Annotated in this window: 10 protein-coding genes and 4 pseudogenes; 9 read left to right on the top strand and 5 right to left on the bottom strand. The window is 72.5% G+C overall.

Translation table 11 applies throughout. The features are described 5' to 3' along the window. Position 1 precedes the first annotated feature (1 nt). Both BJF80_RS13310 and BJF80_RS13305 read left to right on the top strand, forming a co-directional pair. Positions 2-538, top strand: a complete 537-nt coding sequence (locus BJF80_RS13310; protein WP_075814292.1) for an adenine phosphoribosyltransferase — start codon at positions 2-4, stop codon at positions 536-538. 87 nt (positions 539-625) lie between these two features. After that, positions 626-2,965 carry a RelA/SpoT family protein gene (locus tag BJF80_RS13305; protein ID WP_075814290.1) on the top strand — a complete coding sequence of 780 codons (2,340 nt, stop codon included), beginning with the start codon at positions 626-628 and terminating at the stop codon, positions 2,963-2,965. Between the two features lie 9 nt (positions 2,966-2,974). On the opposite strand, the gene BJF80_RS21260 is transcribed toward BJF80_RS13305, so the two are convergent. From BJF80_RS21260 to BJF80_RS13295, 3 genes are read right to left on the bottom strand one after another with little or no spacing between them, the layout of a single operon-like run. Continuing rightward, on the bottom strand, positions 2,975-3,169 hold the full coding sequence (locus tag BJF80_RS21260; protein ID WP_321166409.1) for a hypothetical protein: 195 nt from the start codon (positions 3,167-3,169) through the stop codon (positions 2,975-2,977). After that, a complete protein-coding gene (locus BJF80_RS13300; RefSeq protein WP_321166408.1) occupies positions 3,112-4,305 on the bottom strand; it encodes a M18 family aminopeptidase in 1,194 nt (397 codons plus the stop codon). The genes BJF80_RS21260 and BJF80_RS13300 overlap by 58 nt, the downstream gene beginning before the upstream one ends. Then, entirely contained in the window at positions 4,302-5,840 is a 1,539-nt protein-coding gene (locus BJF80_RS13295; protein ID WP_237767615.1) for a DUF349 domain-containing protein, read from the bottom strand. Before BJF80_RS13295 ends, BJF80_RS13300 begins: the two co-directional genes overlap by 4 nt. 137 nt (positions 5,841-5,977) lie before the next feature. On the opposite strand from BJF80_RS13295, the gene BJF80_RS13290 reads away from it, so the two are divergent. Continuing rightward, positions 5,978-6,688, top strand: coding sequence for an MBL fold metallo-hydrolase (locus BJF80_RS13290; protein ID WP_075814288.1), 711 nt, complete (start codon positions 5,978-5,980; stop codon positions 6,686-6,688). Here the strand turns inward: BJF80_RS13290 and BJF80_RS13285 are convergent. Beyond that, positions 6,670-7,358, bottom strand: a pseudogene (locus BJF80_RS13285) (GTP pyrophosphokinase). The gene BJF80_RS13290 and the pseudogene BJF80_RS13285 overlap by 19 nt on opposite strands. A 73-nt stretch (positions 7,359-7,431) precedes the next feature. Here BJF80_RS13285 and hisS point away from each other — a divergent pair. Beyond that, the gene (hisS, locus tag BJF80_RS13280) at positions 7,432-8,832 is read left to right on the top strand and encodes a histidine--tRNA ligase (RefSeq protein WP_075814286.1); all 1,401 of its coding nucleotides are present in this window, start codon (positions 7,432-7,434) and stop codon (positions 8,830-8,832) included. Positions 8,833-8,861: 29 nt separating this feature from the next. Here the strand turns inward: hisS and BJF80_RS13275 are convergent, their stop codons facing one another. Then, on the bottom strand, positions 8,862-9,545 hold the full coding sequence (locus BJF80_RS13275; protein ID WP_075814284.1) for a peptidylprolyl isomerase: 684 nt from the start codon (positions 9,543-9,545) through the stop codon (positions 8,862-8,864). A 205-nt stretch (positions 9,546-9,750) separates the two neighbouring features. Between BJF80_RS13275 and BJF80_RS13270 the strand changes: the two genes are divergently transcribed. The 5 genes and pseudogenes from BJF80_RS13270 to hisB form a co-directional block, all read left to right on the top strand. Next, on the top strand, positions 9,751-10,074 hold the full coding sequence (locus BJF80_RS13270) for a YerC/YecD family TrpR-related protein (protein WP_075814282.1): 324 nt from the start codon (positions 9,751-9,753) through the stop codon (positions 10,072-10,074). 95 nt (positions 10,075-10,169) lie between these two features. Next, positions 10,170-10,967, top strand: a pseudogene (gene hisG / locus BJF80_RS18510) (ATP phosphoribosyltransferase); the annotation flags it as partial. Between the two features lie 106 nt (positions 10,968-11,073). Continuing rightward, a pseudogene (gene hisD, locus BJF80_RS18505) lies at positions 11,074-12,380 on the top strand (histidinol dehydrogenase). Further along, positions 12,377-13,534: a histidinol-phosphate transaminase gene (hisC, locus tag BJF80_RS13255; RefSeq protein ID WP_075814384.1), complete on the top strand. Its 1,158-nt coding sequence runs from the start codon at positions 12,377-12,379 to the stop codon at positions 13,532-13,534. Before hisD ends, hisC begins: the two are co-directional and overlap by 4 nt. Further along, a pseudogene (gene hisB / locus BJF80_RS21645) lies at positions 13,531-13,920 on the top strand (histidinol-phosphatase); the annotation flags it as partial. The gene hisC and the pseudogene hisB, both read left to right, overlap by 4 nt. Positions 13,921-13,997: the final 77 nt, after the last annotated feature.

Raw genomic sequence — 13,997 nt, 5'->3', positions numbered from 1 at the left:
CATGGCCGATCCCGATCCCCGGCTCGCCGCCGACGTGCTCGCCGGGATGCGCGACATCCCGGACTTCCCGGAGGAGGGCGTGGTCTTCAAGGACTTCACGCCAGTGCTGCTCGACCGCGGGCTGCGTGACCGGATCGTCGCGGACACCGTCGAGCGCCGCCGCGGCCAGGTGGACGTGGTGGCCGGCATCGAGGCCCGTGGGTTCATCCTCGGGGCGATGATCGCGCACGAGCTCGGTGTCGGCTTCGTGCCGGTGCGCAAGGGCGGCAAGCTGCCGGCCGCGGTGCACAGCCAGTCCTACACGCTGGAGTACGGCACGGCCACCCTCGAGATCCACCAGGACGCCGTCTCGCACCACGAGCGGGTGCTCGTCGTCGACGACGTGCTCGCGACCGGCGGGACGTTGGCCGCGACCTGCGAGCTCATCGAGCGCTGCGGCGCGAGCGTCGCGGCCATCGAGCTCGTCCTCGAGATCGAGGAGCTGGCGGGCCGGGACAAGCTCACCGGCTACGACCTGCACTGCCTCACCAGCGTCTGAGCAGCCTGGGGACCCGGCCTCGATCCGCGGGTCTCTCGCTGGTCACCGGCGTGCGGCGGGCCGGTCCGCACCACCTATGATCTGTGCATGAACGAGCCGGCCGCGAGCACGCCACCCGCCCGGGTGGGTGGTGGCCTGCGGCCGCGCTGGGCCCGGCTCGGTGGCACGCGGGCCTCGACCAACCCGGCGCTGGAGCCGCTGCTGCGCTCGGTGCGGGCGACCCACCCCAAGGCCGACCTGGCGCTCATCGAGCGCTCCTACGCCGTCGCCGACGAGATGCACAAGGGCCAGCAGCGCAAGAGCGGCGACGCCTACATCACCCACCCGCTCGCCGTGGCCACGATCCTCGCCGAGCTGGGCATGACGCCCTCGACCATCGCGGCGGCGCTGCTCCACGACACGGTGGAGGACACGCCATACTCCTTGGCGCAGCTGCGCAAGGACTTCGGCGACGAGATCGCGATGATGGTCGACGGCGTCACCAAGCTGGACAAGGTGACCTACGGCGACGCCGCCCAGGCCGAGACGGTGCGCAAGATGGTCGTGGCGATGGCGCGCGACATCCGGGTGCTGGTCATCAAGCTCGCCGACCGGCTGCACAACGCCCGCACCTGGCGCTACGTCTCGGCCGAGAGCGCCGCCCGCAAGGCGGGGGAGACGCTGGAGATCTACGCTCCGCTCGCGCACCGGCTGGGGATGAACACCATCAAGTGGGAGCTGGAGGACCTCTCCTTCGCCCAGCTCTACCCCAAGGTCTACGACGAGATCGTGCGGATGGTCGCCGACCGTGCACCGGCGCGCGAGGAGATGCTCTCCCGCATCCGCGGTGAGATCGGTGACGAGCTGCACACGGCCAAGATCCGGGCCACGGTGACCGGGCGGCCCAAGCACTACTACTCGGTCTACCAGAAGATGATCGTGCGGGGGCACGACTTCGACAAGATCTACGACCTGGTCGGCGTGCGCGTGCTCGTCGAGTCCATCCAGGACTGCTACGCGGTGCTCGGCGCCCTGCACAACCGGTGGAACCCGGTGCCGGGGCGGTTCAAGGACTACATCGCGATGCCGAAGTTCAACATGTACCAGTCGCTGCACACGACCGTGATCGGGCCGAGCGGCAAGCCGGTGGAGATCCAGATCCGCACCTACCAGATGCACCGCCGGGCGGAGTACGGCGTCGCCGCGCACTGGAAGTACAAGGAGCAGAGCCCGGACGGCACCAAGGCCGTCGCCGGTCCCGACGGGGCGCCTGGCGCACTGGAGGGTATGCAGTGGCTCCGGCAGCTCATCGACTGGCAGCAGGAGACCTCCGACCCCGGCGAGTTCCTCGACTCGCTGCGCTTCGAGATGGGCGCCGCCGAGGTCTACGTCTTCACCCCGGACGGCGACGTCATGGCGCTGCCCGCCGGTGCGACCCCGGTCGACTTCGCCTACGCCGTGCACACCGAGGTCGGGCACCGCTGCGTGGGTGGTCGGGTCAACGGCAAGCTCGCCCCGCTGGACTCCGAGCTGGGCAACGGCGACGTCTGCGAGATCATCACGAGCAAGGCCCAGGACGCCGGTCCCAGCCGCGACTGGCTGACCTTCGTCAAGAGCCCCCGGGCGCGCAACAAGATCCGGCAGTGGTTCACCCGCGAGCGCCGCGAGGAGATGGTCGACTCCGGCAAGGACGAGATCGCCAAGGTGCTGCGCAAGCAGAACGCCCCGCTGCAGCGGCTCATGCGGCACGACACGCTGACGGCCGTGGCGCAGGGCCTCAACTACAAGGACATCGACGGGCTCTTCGCCGCTGTCGGCGAGGGGCACGTCTCGGCGCAGCACGTCGTCAAGCAGTTGCTGGCGACGCTCGGCGGTGAGGACGGCACCGAGGAGGACCTGGCCGAGGCGGTGCGGCCGCGCCGCGGCCGGATCGCGCAGGCCGACCCCGGGGTCACGGTCGTGGGCGCGGACGACGTCTGGGTCAAGATCGCCCGGTGCTGCACGCCGGTGCCCGGCGACCCGATCCTCGGCTTCGTCACCCACGGCAAGGGGGTCTCGGTGCACCGCACCGACTGCACCAACGCCGCGGAGCTGCAGAGCAAGTCGCCCGAGCGCATCATCCGGGTGGCCTGGGCACCGACGGCGAGCAGCCTGTTCCTCGTCAACATGCAGGTGGAGGCCCTGGACCGGTCGGCCCTGCTGTCCGACATCACCCGGGTGCTCTCCGAGCAGCACGTCAACATCCTGTCCGCGTCGGTGCAGACCAACCGGGACCGGGTGGCGCTGAGCAAGTTCACCTTCGAGATGGCCGACCCCTCGCACCTGGAGTCGGTGCTGCGGGCCGTCCGGCGCATCCCGGCCGTCCTCGACGCCTACCGGGTCACGGGCACGACGAGCACCGACCCGCACCGCCGGGAGGCTTCCGAGCCCTCCCCGTCGGCGTCCTGACCGGGCGCCTCAGGCGGGGGAGAGGAAGGCGGCGAGGGCGGCGGCATACCCCGCCTGGTCGAGGGTCCCGCAGATCTCCCGGGTGGAGTGCATCGAGAGCACCGGCGCGCCGAAGTCGACCGTCGTCGCACCGGTGAGGGCCGAGGTCATCGGACCCACCGTGGAGCCGCAGGGCAGGTCCGAGCGGGTGACGAACGTCTGCATCGGCACCCCCGCCTGCTCGCAGGCCAGGGTGAAGGCGGCCGCGCGACGGAGTCGGTGGCGTAGCGCAGGTTGGTGTTGACCTTGAGCACCGGGCCACCGTTCATGAGGATCGGGTGACTCGGCTCGTGGCGCTCGGCATAGTTGGGGTGCGTGGCGTGCGCCATGTCGCCGGAGGCGATGACCGAGCCGGCCAGCGCGCGCCAGTAGTCCTCACGGGTGCCCCCGGCGGCCAGCACGATCCGCTCCAGCCAGGACGGCAGGAAGGTCGATTGCGCCCCGCGCTCGGAGGTGCTGCCCACCTCCTCGTGGTCGAAGAGCACGACGACCGGCACCGAGGCGGCCTCGCCGGGAGCGGCGACCGCCTGCAGCAGCGCCCGCACCGCGGCATACGACGTGGCGAGGTTGTCCAGGCGTGCCGACGCGACGAGCTCGCCCTCGCCGCCGATGCGGCGGGCGGGGGTGAGGTCGTGGGTCATGGCGTCGAAGCCCAGCAGGTCCTCGGGCGCGACGTCGACCTGACCCGCGAGCCAGTCCCGGAAGGTCGACGCCTCCGTGCCGGTGCTCCAGTGCGGGGCGAGGTGGTCCTGGTCGTTGAGCTTCAGGCCCTCGCTGCGCACGGTGCGGTCGAGATGGATGGCGAGCTGGGAGACCCGCAGCAGCGGGTCCTCGCAGCGCCACAGCAGCTGGCTGATCCCGTGCGGCGCCGTGGCGTCACGGACCGCGACGCGGCCGGAGAGCCCGAGGTCCCGGTCCAGCCAGGAGTTGGTCAGCGCGCCGCCGTAGACCTCGACGCCGAGCATCTGCCACCCGGCACGGGTCCAGTCCGGCTGCGGCTTGATCCGCAGGTTCGGGGAGTCGGTGTGCGCCCCGACCACCCGGTATGCCGTGTGCGCCGGCCGGTCCGCGGGCAGGTGGGCGGTGGACCAGGCGATGAGCGAGCCCCCGCGCCGGACGACATAGCTGCCCGGTGCGGACGGGGTCGGCTCGGTCTCGTCGACCTCGGTGAAGCCGGCGTCGGTGAGGAGCTGCTGCGCGGCGTGCACCGCGTGGAACGGCGAGGGCGAGGCGTCGAGGTAGGCGCACAGGCCCTCGGCGACCTCGCTCACCTGGGTCGCGAGGCGGGTGAGGCTGCTCACCGGCCGAGACCTCCGCGCGCCGAGCTCAGCCACAGCTTCTTCGTGGCCAGCTCGGCCTCGAGGTCCTGGGCCTTCTTGTCCTCACCCGCGGCCTGGGCGGCGGCGAGGTCGGCCTCCAAGCCCTGGACCGCACGCTCGAGCTGGTCGACCATCGACTGCGCCCGAGCGTTCAGCTCGGGGTCGGTGCGCTGCCACTGCGAGTCCTCGACGTCGCGCACCTTCTGCTCCACCGCGCGCAGCCGGTTCTCGACCCGCTTGATGTCCGCCCGCGGCACCTTGCCCGCGGCGTCCCAGCGGTCCTGGATCTTGCGCAGCTCGGCCTTGGTCTGGTCCAGGTGCGCCTCGTCGACGGTGAGCGCCTCGGCCTCCTCGAGCAGGCCCTCCTTGACCTTGAGGTTCTCGGTGAACTCCGCCTCCTCGGCCGCCACGACCTCGTCCTTGGCGTCGAAGAAGGAGTCCTGGGCGGCCTTGAACCTCGCCCACAGGGCGTCGTCGTCGGCACGGGAGGCCCGGCCTGCCCGCTTCCAGTCCTGCATGAGCCGCTTGAAGGCACCGGCGGTGGCGCCCCAGTCCTTGCTGGTCGACAGCGCCTCGGCCTCGCGGACCAGGCGCTCCTTGGTGGCCTTGGCGCTGGCGTGCTCCTCGTCGAGGTGGGCGAACCAGGTCTTGCGCATCTTGTCGAAGTCGGAGCGCGCATGGCTGAAGCGCTGCCACAACGCGTTCTCGACCTCCTTGTCGAGACGCGGACCGGAGCGCTGGTGCGCCTTCCACTCCTCGAGCAGCTCGCGGACGCGCCCGCTGCTCTGCTTCCACTGCACCTTCGCGGGCTCGGTGGCCGCGAGCTGCTCGGCCTCCACGACGAGCTTCTCGCGCTCCTGCGCGGCCTGCGCCTTGGCCTGCAGCCGCTCCTCCTGCTCGGTGCGGGAGCGGACCTTGACCTCCTCCTCGAGGTGCTTGACGACCGCGGACAGCGCCGCCAGGTCGCCGACCACGTGCGCCTCGCCGATCTGCTCCTTGAGGTGGGCCAAGGACTGCCGGGCGTCGTGGGCGGAGACGTCGGTGCCCGCGAGCCGGGCCTTGAGCAGGTCCGCCGAGGCGAGCATCTCGTCGTACTTCCGGGCGAAGTAGGCCAGCGCCTCCTCCGGGCTCGCGCCGGGGTAGGAGCCGACCTCACGCTCGGTGCCGTCGGCGGCGACGACGTAGACGGTGCCGTCCTCGGCGACGCGCCCGTGCTTCATGGACTCGCTCGGGTCCGGGTGCGGCTCGGGCGCCGCCAGGGCGACCCCACCGGCGGGACGGGCCGCCGCGGGCCGGCGCGCCGCGAACATCGCGGGGGAGGGCGCGGCCGGCTTCGGGGGCGCCGGGGGTGCGGGCTGCGGGGCTGCCTCGGGCTCTGCGGGTGTGTCCGGCTGCTGATGCTCGGCCTCAGGGGAGGTGTCCGGCTCCGGCTGCGGTTCGACGTCCTCGGTGGCGGCGACCGTCGGCTCGGCGGCCGACTCCTCCGGCTCGGTGGTGGTGGGCGTCTGCTCGGACACGGTGGTGGCTCCTCTGACGGGGACCGCGAGCACGACCGTCGGGGCCGGCTCGACATGGCGTGGACGCCCCGACCCTACCGGTCGAGCCCGTGGTGGCCCTGCCGAGGTGCTCGGCAGCGGTGCGTAGGGTCAGCCCCATGTTCGTCCGCAGCATCGTCGCCGACGCCTTCGCCACCAACTGCTACGTCATCGCTCCCGCCGAGGGGGAGGAGTGCCTGATCGTGGACCCGGGCATCGGGGTGGAGGACCGGGTGCAGGACGTGCTCGCCCAGCACCGGCTGCGGCCGGCCGCCGTGCTGCTCACCCACGGCCACCTCGACCACGTGTATGCCGTCGCCCCGGTCTGTCAGGGCACCACTGCGGTGAGCCCCTACATCCACGCCGACGACCGGTACCGCCTCACCGACCCGCTCGCCACCATGAGTCCCGAGCTCGTCGCCGCCCTCGAGCAGCAGTTCGGCCGGCGCGCGACGTGGACCGAACCGGAGCGGATCGTGGAGTTCGGCGCTGCCGGCGAGGACCACACGACCCTCGAGCTGGCCGGCCTGCGGATCGAGGTGGCCCACGCCCCCGGGCATACCGAGGGCTCGGTGCTCTTCACCGCGCACGACGTGCCGGACGGCATACCCTCCGACGATCTGGACCGGACCGTGCTCTCCGGCGACGTGCTCTTCGCCGGGTCCATCGGCCGGACCGACCTGCCGGGCGGCGACGCGGCGGCGATGCGGCGCAGCCTGCGCGACGTCGTGCTCCCGCTCGCCGACTCCTCGCTCGTGCTGCCGGGCCACGGGCCCGCGACCACGATGGCGCGCGAGCGCGGGACGAACCCCTACCTGACCTCGCTCTGACCGTGCAGCTCGCGGTGCAGCCGGTGCATCCGGGCGTCCAGCTCGGCGGCGCTGTCCGCGGCGGTCTTGAGCTCGTCGAGCAGTGAGTCGGGCACGTTGCCGTCGTACTTGTAGTGGATCTTGTGCTCGGTGCTCGCCCAGAAGTCCATCGCGATGGTGCGCAGCTGGACCTCCACCGGCACCTCGACGCGTCCGGTGGAGAGGAAGACCGGGATCTCGATGATGGCGTGCAGGCTCTTGTAGCCGTTGGGCTTGGGGTCGGCGATGTAGTCCGAGACGCGGCGGATGGTGATGTCGTCCTGCTGCGTGAGCAGGTCGAAGATGCGGTAGCGTCGGTGACGAAGCTGCAGGTGACGCGGATGCCGGCGATGTCGGTGATCTCCCGGCGGATCGTCGGCAGGTCCGTCGCCAGGCCGCGGCGCAGGACCTTCTCCCGCAGGCTGTCCGGTGACTTGACCCGGCTCGAGACGTGCTCGATCGGGTTGTAGTCGTGCATGTGCGAGAACTCGTCGCGCAAAATCTCGATCTTCGTCTCGACCTCGCGCAGCCCGAACTCGTACTCCAGCAGGAAGCGCTGCAGCTGCGCCCCGACCTCCCGCAGCTGCGCCGGGGTGATGCTCTCCCGCGAGGCCAGCTCGAGGGACGGGGGCAAGGCTGCTCCGGTGCTCATGGGGACCACTATGCCCCCTGGACGTGTGCACGGCCTGGGAGAGCGGCGGCATACCGGTCGATAGACTCGCGCGGTGATCTCCCCGCGCACGCCGTCCGGTGTCCTCGAGCTGCTGCCGCCCGAGCAGATCGCCTTCCAGCGGATGCTGGACTCGATCCGCTCCGGCTACGAGCGCTTCGGGTTCCTGCCCGTCGAGACCCCCGTCTTCGAGCGCTCCGACGTGCTCCTCACCAAGACCGGCGGCGAGACCGAGCGGCAGGTCTACTTCGCCCAGTCGACCGGGGCGCTGGAGAAGGCCCGGGCGCAAAGCCCCGCGGAGGGGACGCTGCCCGAGCTGGCGCTGCGCTTCGACCTCACGGTGCCGCTGGCGCGCTACGTCGCCGAGCACGAGCACCAGCTGACCTTCCCGTTCCGGCGCTACCAGATGCAGCGGGTCTACCGCGGCGAGCGGCCGCAGCGGGGGCGGTTCCGCGAGTTCTACCAGTGCGACGTGGACGTCATCGGCTCCGGCGAGCTGTCGGTCCGGCACGACGCCGAAGCCCCGGCGATCATCAACGCGATCTTCACCGACCTGGCGATCGGCGACTTCACCATCCAGATCAACAACCGGCGGCTGCTGCGCGGCTTCTACGAGGACCTCGGCATCGCCGACCCGCAGGCGCAGGCGGCGGTGCTGCGCGAGGTCGACAAGCTGGACAAGCGCGGGCCGGACTACCTGCGCACGACGCTGACCGGGGACGGCTTCGGGCTGGCCGAGGAGGTCGTCGAGCAGATCCTCACCTTCGTGCAGACGCGGTCCACCGGGCACGACGACGCGCTGGCGCGACTCGACGACGTGGTGGCCGGCTCCGCCGGGAGCGAGGCGCTCGCCCAGGGTGTCGCCGAGCTGCGCGAGGTGCTGGGGCTGGTGCGCGCGCTGGGCGTGCCGGAGGCCAACTACTGCCTCAACTTCTCCATCGCCCGGGGGCTGGACTACTACACCGGCACGGTCTACGAGACGACGCTGGACGAGCACCCCGAGCTGGGCTCGATCTGCTCGGGCGGCCGCTACGACGACCTCGCAGGGCAGTACACGAAGTCACGGCTGCCCGGGGTCGGGATCTCGATCGGGCTGTCGCGCCTGTTCTGGCAGCTGCGGGAGGCCGGGCTGATCGAGGTCTCGGCGGGGGAGTCGACGGTGCAGGTGCTGGTGCCGCAGGTCGACGCCGAGCTGCTGGACGACCAGCTCGCGCTGGCCTCGCAGCTGCGGCACGGCGGCATCAACACCGAGGCGGTGCTCGACGGCGGCAAGCTGGGCAAGCAGCTGCGGTATGCCGACCGCGCCGGGATCCGCTTCGTCGCGATCCTGGGGCAGCAGGAGGTGGCCGACGGGACGGTGACGCTCAAGGACCTGCGCCGCCAGGACCAGTTCACCGTGCCCCGCGACGAGGTCGTCAGCGCGCTGCGCGTGGAGCTCGCCCAGCCGCTCGTCTGACTCCCGACCGGGCGTCGTGAGTGGTTGCCTCAGTCGCCGACGCTGACCGACAGCAGGCTGATCGGCTGCGCCGGGGCGGTGCCGCCGCTGTCGTTGCCCTCGGCCGCGACCGTCTCGACGATGTCGAGCCCTGCGGTCACGCGGCCGAAGATGCTGTAGCCGCCGCCCTCGACGGGCAGCTGGGTGTCGTCGTAGACGATGAAGAACTGGCCGCCGTTGCTGTCCGGGTCCTGGGTGCGGGCCATGGCCAGCGTGCCGGGCGGGTAGAGACCCTCCGGTGGCGCGTTCTCGATGCCGAAGGCATACCCCGGACTGCCCTGCCCGGTGCCGGTCGGGTCGCCGCACTGGAGGACGAAGATGCCGCTGGTGACCAGCCGGTGGCACGCGCTGTCCTCCCAGTAGCCCTCCTGCGCCAGGAACGCGAAGGACGCCACGGTCTGCGGCGCGTCCCCGGCATACAGCTCCAGCTCGATGTCGCCACAGGTGGTCTCGATCGTCGCCGCCAGGGTCTCCCGCTGGCCGGACAGGGGCTCGGGCAGGTCGTCCTGGGTGTATGACCTCGGCTCGGCCGGTGGCGTCGGCGGCTGGGTGCAGGCCACGTCCGGCGTCTCGTCGCCCTGTGGTTCGTCCGCGGACGATCCGGGGTAGGTCGCCTCACCGCCGCAGCCGGCGAGCACGAGAGCGGTGACGGCGGGGAGGAGGGTGCGGCGCATACCAGCATCTTCGCATCGGCCGGGGGACAACCATTCGCGGCGCTCGGTGGGGGTGGGGGCAACCACAAGCGGCGCTCGGTGGCGGTGGTGACGTGGTCGGGCGGCCGTGTTAGCGTACTAGCACGCTACGACATGAGCAGACGAGACAGACGCTCCCCATGGCCAGCCGACACCGACCACGACCACGCGAGAAGGACACGACGAGATGAAGCAGCGGGAGGACGCCGAGGGCGGCGCGCGGGCGCGCGACGGCCTGGCGCGCGTGCTGGCCGCGCTCGACGGGCCGGACGCCGTCCACGCCTTCCTCGACGACCTGTGCACGCCGGCCGAGATCGAGGCCATGGCCGACCGCTGGTCCGTCGTCCCGTTGCTCGCGCAGGGCCTGTCCTACCGCCAGATCCACGACGAGACCGGCGTGAGCGTGACGACCGTCGGGCGGATCGCGCGGTGCCTGGACGCCGGGGCCGGCGGCTACCGCGCCGCCCTGGAGCATCACCACGAGCATCCGGCGGCGCTGCCGACGGTCTGAGCGCCCGACGGCGTGCGCCGTGCCTCCCCGCCAGCTCCCCCACCCGACCGCTCCGCCCCACCGGCCGAGCCCACCCGCTGCACCGAAAGGTCCCGATGACCCCGCCTGCCCAGCCGCGCGACCGCCTGCGCGTGGCGATCCAGAAGTCCGGCCGCCTCGGCGAGCCGGCCCGCGAGCTGCTGGCCTCCTGCGGCCTCACCTGGCGCGAGAGCCGCGACAAGCTCTTCTGCTACGGCGAGAGCCTGCCGGTCGACCTGCTGCTCGTCCGGGACGACGACATCCCCGGCCTCATCGCCGACGGCGTCTGCGACCTCGGGATCGTCGGGCGCAACGTGCTCGTCGAGCACGGCCTGGCCCGTGAGGCCCAGGGGCGCGGCGTCGAGCTGACCGAGTGGCGCCAGCTCGGCTGGGGCACCTGCCGGCTGGACGTCGCGATCGCCGAGGACGAGGAGTGGACCGGGCCCGAGCAGCTCGCCGGGCTCCGCATCGCCACGTCCTACCCGCACACCCTGGGCCGGTGGCTCGCCGAGCACGGCGTCGACGCCGAGCCGGTCGTGCTCAACGGCTCGGTCGAGATCGCCCCGCGCCTGGGCCAGGCCGACGTGGTCTGCGACCTCGTCTCCACCGGCGGCACGCTGCGCGCCAACCAGCTCACCCCCGTCACGACGATCCTGCACAGCGAGGCCGTCATCGCCGGCCCTGGGCACCAGCTCGACGACGGGCGGCAGGAGATCGCCGACCTCCTGCTGCGGCGGCTCGACGGGGCGGTCCAGCTCAAGGAGTCGCGACTGCTCCTGCTGCGCGTCGAGCGCGAGCTGCTCGACCGGGTCCTGCCGCTGCTGCCCGGTGGGCACGAGCCGACGGTCACGGCGGTCGAGGGCCGCGACGAGGTCGCGCTGCAGATGCTCGTGCACGGCTCGGTCTCGTGGGCCAAGCTCGAGGACCTCAAGCGCGAGGCGCCCACAACCTCATGGTGCTGCCGGTCGAGGGGATGCTCGCATGAACGTCCTCACCTGGGACGACCTCGACGACACCCAGCGCGCCGAGGCGCTGCGCCGGGGCACCGCGGCCGCGGGCCCCGAGGTCACCGCTGGCGTCACCGACATCCTCGCGCAGGTGCGCGAGCGTGGCGACGACGCGCTGCGAGAGCTCACCGCCCGCCTGGACGGCGCGACCGTGGCCGACCTGCGGGTCACGCCGCAGGAGCGGGACACCGCCGCCGCGGCGCTGGACCCGGACCTGCGGGAGGCGATCACCGAGGCCGCCGGACGCATCCGCACCTTCACGCCGCCGACAGGCAGCAGGGGTATGCCGTCGAGACGGCTCCCGGGGTCGTGTGCGAGCGGGTGGTGCGCCCGATCCGCCGGGTCGGGCTCTACGTCCCCGCCGGGTCCGCGCCGCTGCCCTCGACCGCGCTGATGCTCGGTGTGCCCGCGCAGCTGGCCGGCTGCCCGGAGGTGGTGCTCTGCACGCCGCCGCGCCCGGACGGCACCGCCGACCCGGCCGTGCTCGCGGCCGCCGCCGAGTGCGGCATCGAGCAGATCTACCTCGTCGGCGGGGCCCAGGCGATCGCGGCGATGGCCTACGGCACCGAGACCGTCCCGGCGTGCGACAAGCTCTTCGGTCCCGGCAACGCCTGGGTCACCGAGGCCAAGCGGCAGGTCAGCACGGCCGAGGGCGGGCCGGGCATCGACCTGCCGGCCGGCCCCTCGGAGGTCCTGGTCATCGCGGACGCCGGGGCGGACGCCGAGTTCGTGGCCGCCGACCTGCTGTCCCAGGCCGAGCACGGCCCGGACAGCCAGGTCGTCCTACTCACCGACTCAAGGGCGTTGGCCGTGGCGGTCGCGACCCAGGTGGAGGAGCAGCTGGAGAGCCTGCCGCGCGCCGACATCGCCCGCAAGGCGCTCGCGTCCTCGCGCCTCGTCGTCACCCCCGACCTGGCCACAGCTGTCGAGGTGTCCAACGACTACGCCCCCGAGCACCTCATCCTCGCCCTGCGCGACGCGTCGGACTGGGTGCCGCGCATCGACCGGGCCGGGTCGGTCTTCCTCGGCGACCACACCCCGGAGACGCTCGGCGACTACTGCTCCGGCACCAACCACGTGCTCCCCACCGCGGGTGCCGCGCGCTTCACCGGCGGTGTCAACGTCGGCGCCTTCCAGATCGCCATGACCGTGCAGCGCGCCACGCCGCAGGGCCTGGCCGCCGTCGGCCCGTGCGCCGTGACGCTCTCCGAGGCCGAGTCGCTGCACGCCCACCAGCGCGCGGTCACGCGCCGTCTCGCCCGCACCCAGGGGGAGCTGTGACCACCCGCGGCGACACCACCTTCCCGGCGCACCTGGTGCGCCCGGACCTGCGCGACTTCGCGGGGTACTCCTCGGCCCGCACCAGCGCGCCCACAGGCATACCGGACCGCATCTGGCTCAACGCCAACGAGTCCGGGGTCGCCAGCCCCGCGGACAGCGGCGGCGGGTCCCGGCGCTACCCGGACCCGCAGCCGGCCGCGCTGGTCGAGGCCTTCGCCGACCTGTGGGCGACCACCCCGGACCGGGTCGTGGTCGGCCGCGGCAGCGACGAGGCGATCGAGCTGCTCGTGCGCAGCCTGTGCCGCCCCGGCGGTGACGGCGTCGTCGTGACCTCGCCGACGTTCGGGATGTATGCCGTCTCCGCGCGGCTGCACGGCGTGCCGGTGACCGACGTGCCCCAGACCGACGACGGCCTGCGCTGGCGGGTCGACACCGCCGCCGTCGCGCGGGCGGCCCGGGAGCACGGCGCCCGCCTGGTCTTCGTGGCCTCGCCGGGCAACCCCACCGGCTCGGTCGTCCCGCTGCGAGAGATCGCCGCGCTCGCCGAGGAGCTGGCCGACCAGGCGGTCGTCGTCGTGGACGAGGCCTACGGCGAGTTCGCGCAGCAGCGCTCGGCGATCACCCTGCTCGAGGAGCACCCCACCCTCGTCGTGCTGCGCACCCTCTCCAAGGCGCACGCCCTCGCCGGGGCCCGGATCGGCATCGCGCTGGCCCACCCGGACCTGGTGGCCGTCCTGCGGCGGGTGCAGGCGCCCTACCCGCTGCCCGCGCCGGTCACCGAGCTCGCGCTGCGGGCCCTGTCCGAGGACGTCCTGCACGCCACCGCGCAGCACGTGGGCGAGGTCCTGCGGCTGCGTGACCAGGTCGGCCGCTGGCTGCGCGACCTCGACGACGTGCGCACGGTCTACGCCAGCGAGGCCAACTTCTTCCTGGTGCGGTGCGACGACCCTGACGCCCTGCTGCATACCCTGGGCGCCGCCGGCATCGTGGTCCGCGACATGCGCCACCTGCCGGGCCTGCACGACGCCCTGCGCATCACCATCGGCACCGGCCCCGAGATGGCCGCCCTGCGCGAGGCGCTGACCGCGTCATCGAGCCCCACCACCAGCACGGACTTCAGCACCGACACCAGCACCGAGGAGAGCCCCGCATGAGCCCCCGCCCGATCTGCTTCGTCGACCGCGACGGCACGATCATCGCCGAGCCGGAGGATCACCAGATCGACGCGCTGGACAAGCTGGCGCTCGTCGACGGCGTGATCCCGGCGCTGCTGCGCATCCAGGGGGCGGGCTTCGACCTCGTCATGGTGAGCAACCAGGACGGCCTGGGCACGGAGTCCTTCCCGACCGAGGACTTCGAGGGCCCGCAGCAGTTCCTGCTGCAGCTGCTCGCCAGCCAGGGCATCACCTTCCGGGACATCTTCGTCGACCCGCACCACGGCGGTCCGGAGGCGCCGTGGACCCGCAAGCCCGGCATCGGGATGGTCGCGCACCTGCTCAAGGACCGGGGGGTCGACTGGGACCGCAGCGTCATGGTCGGCGACCGGTCCACCGACCGGGAGTTCGCCGACAACCTGGGGGTCCCGGCATACCTCCTCCCGGGACGGTCGACGGGACC

Origin of the sequence: Serinicoccus sp. CUA-874 (assembly GCF_001942225.1) — a bacterium.
Lineage (GTDB): Bacteria > Actinomycetota > Actinomycetes > Actinomycetales > Dermatophilaceae > Ornithinicoccus > Ornithinicoccus marinus.
The sequence above is the reverse complement of the archived record's forward strand: the minus strand, read 5'-3'. Positions and strand labels throughout refer to the sequence as shown.

Bases quoted from the DNA above. Each gene is read 5' to 3' on its own strand.
- BJF80_RS13310 (WP_075814292.1), top strand. From the start codon at position 2: ATGGCCGATCCCGATCCCCGGCTCGCCGCCGACGTGCTCGCCGGGATG.
- BJF80_RS13305 (WP_075814290.1), top strand. From the start codon at position 626: ATGAACGAGCCGGCCGCGAGCACGCCACCCGCCCGGGTGGGTGGTGGC.
- BJF80_RS21260 (WP_321166409.1), bottom strand. From the start codon at position 3,169: ATGCAGACGTTCGTCACCCGCTCGGACCTGCCCTGCGGCTCCACGGTG.
- BJF80_RS13290 (WP_075814288.1), top strand. From the start codon at position 5,978: ATGTTCGTCCGCAGCATCGTCGCCGACGCCTTCGCCACCAACTGCTAC.
- BJF80_RS13275 (WP_075814284.1), bottom strand. From the start codon at position 9,545: ATGCGCCGCACCCTCCTCCCCGCCGTCACCGCTCTCGTGCTCGCCGGC.
- BJF80_RS13270 (WP_075814282.1), top strand. From the start codon at position 9,751: ATGAAGCAGCGGGAGGACGCCGAGGGCGGCGCGCGGGCGCGCGACGGC.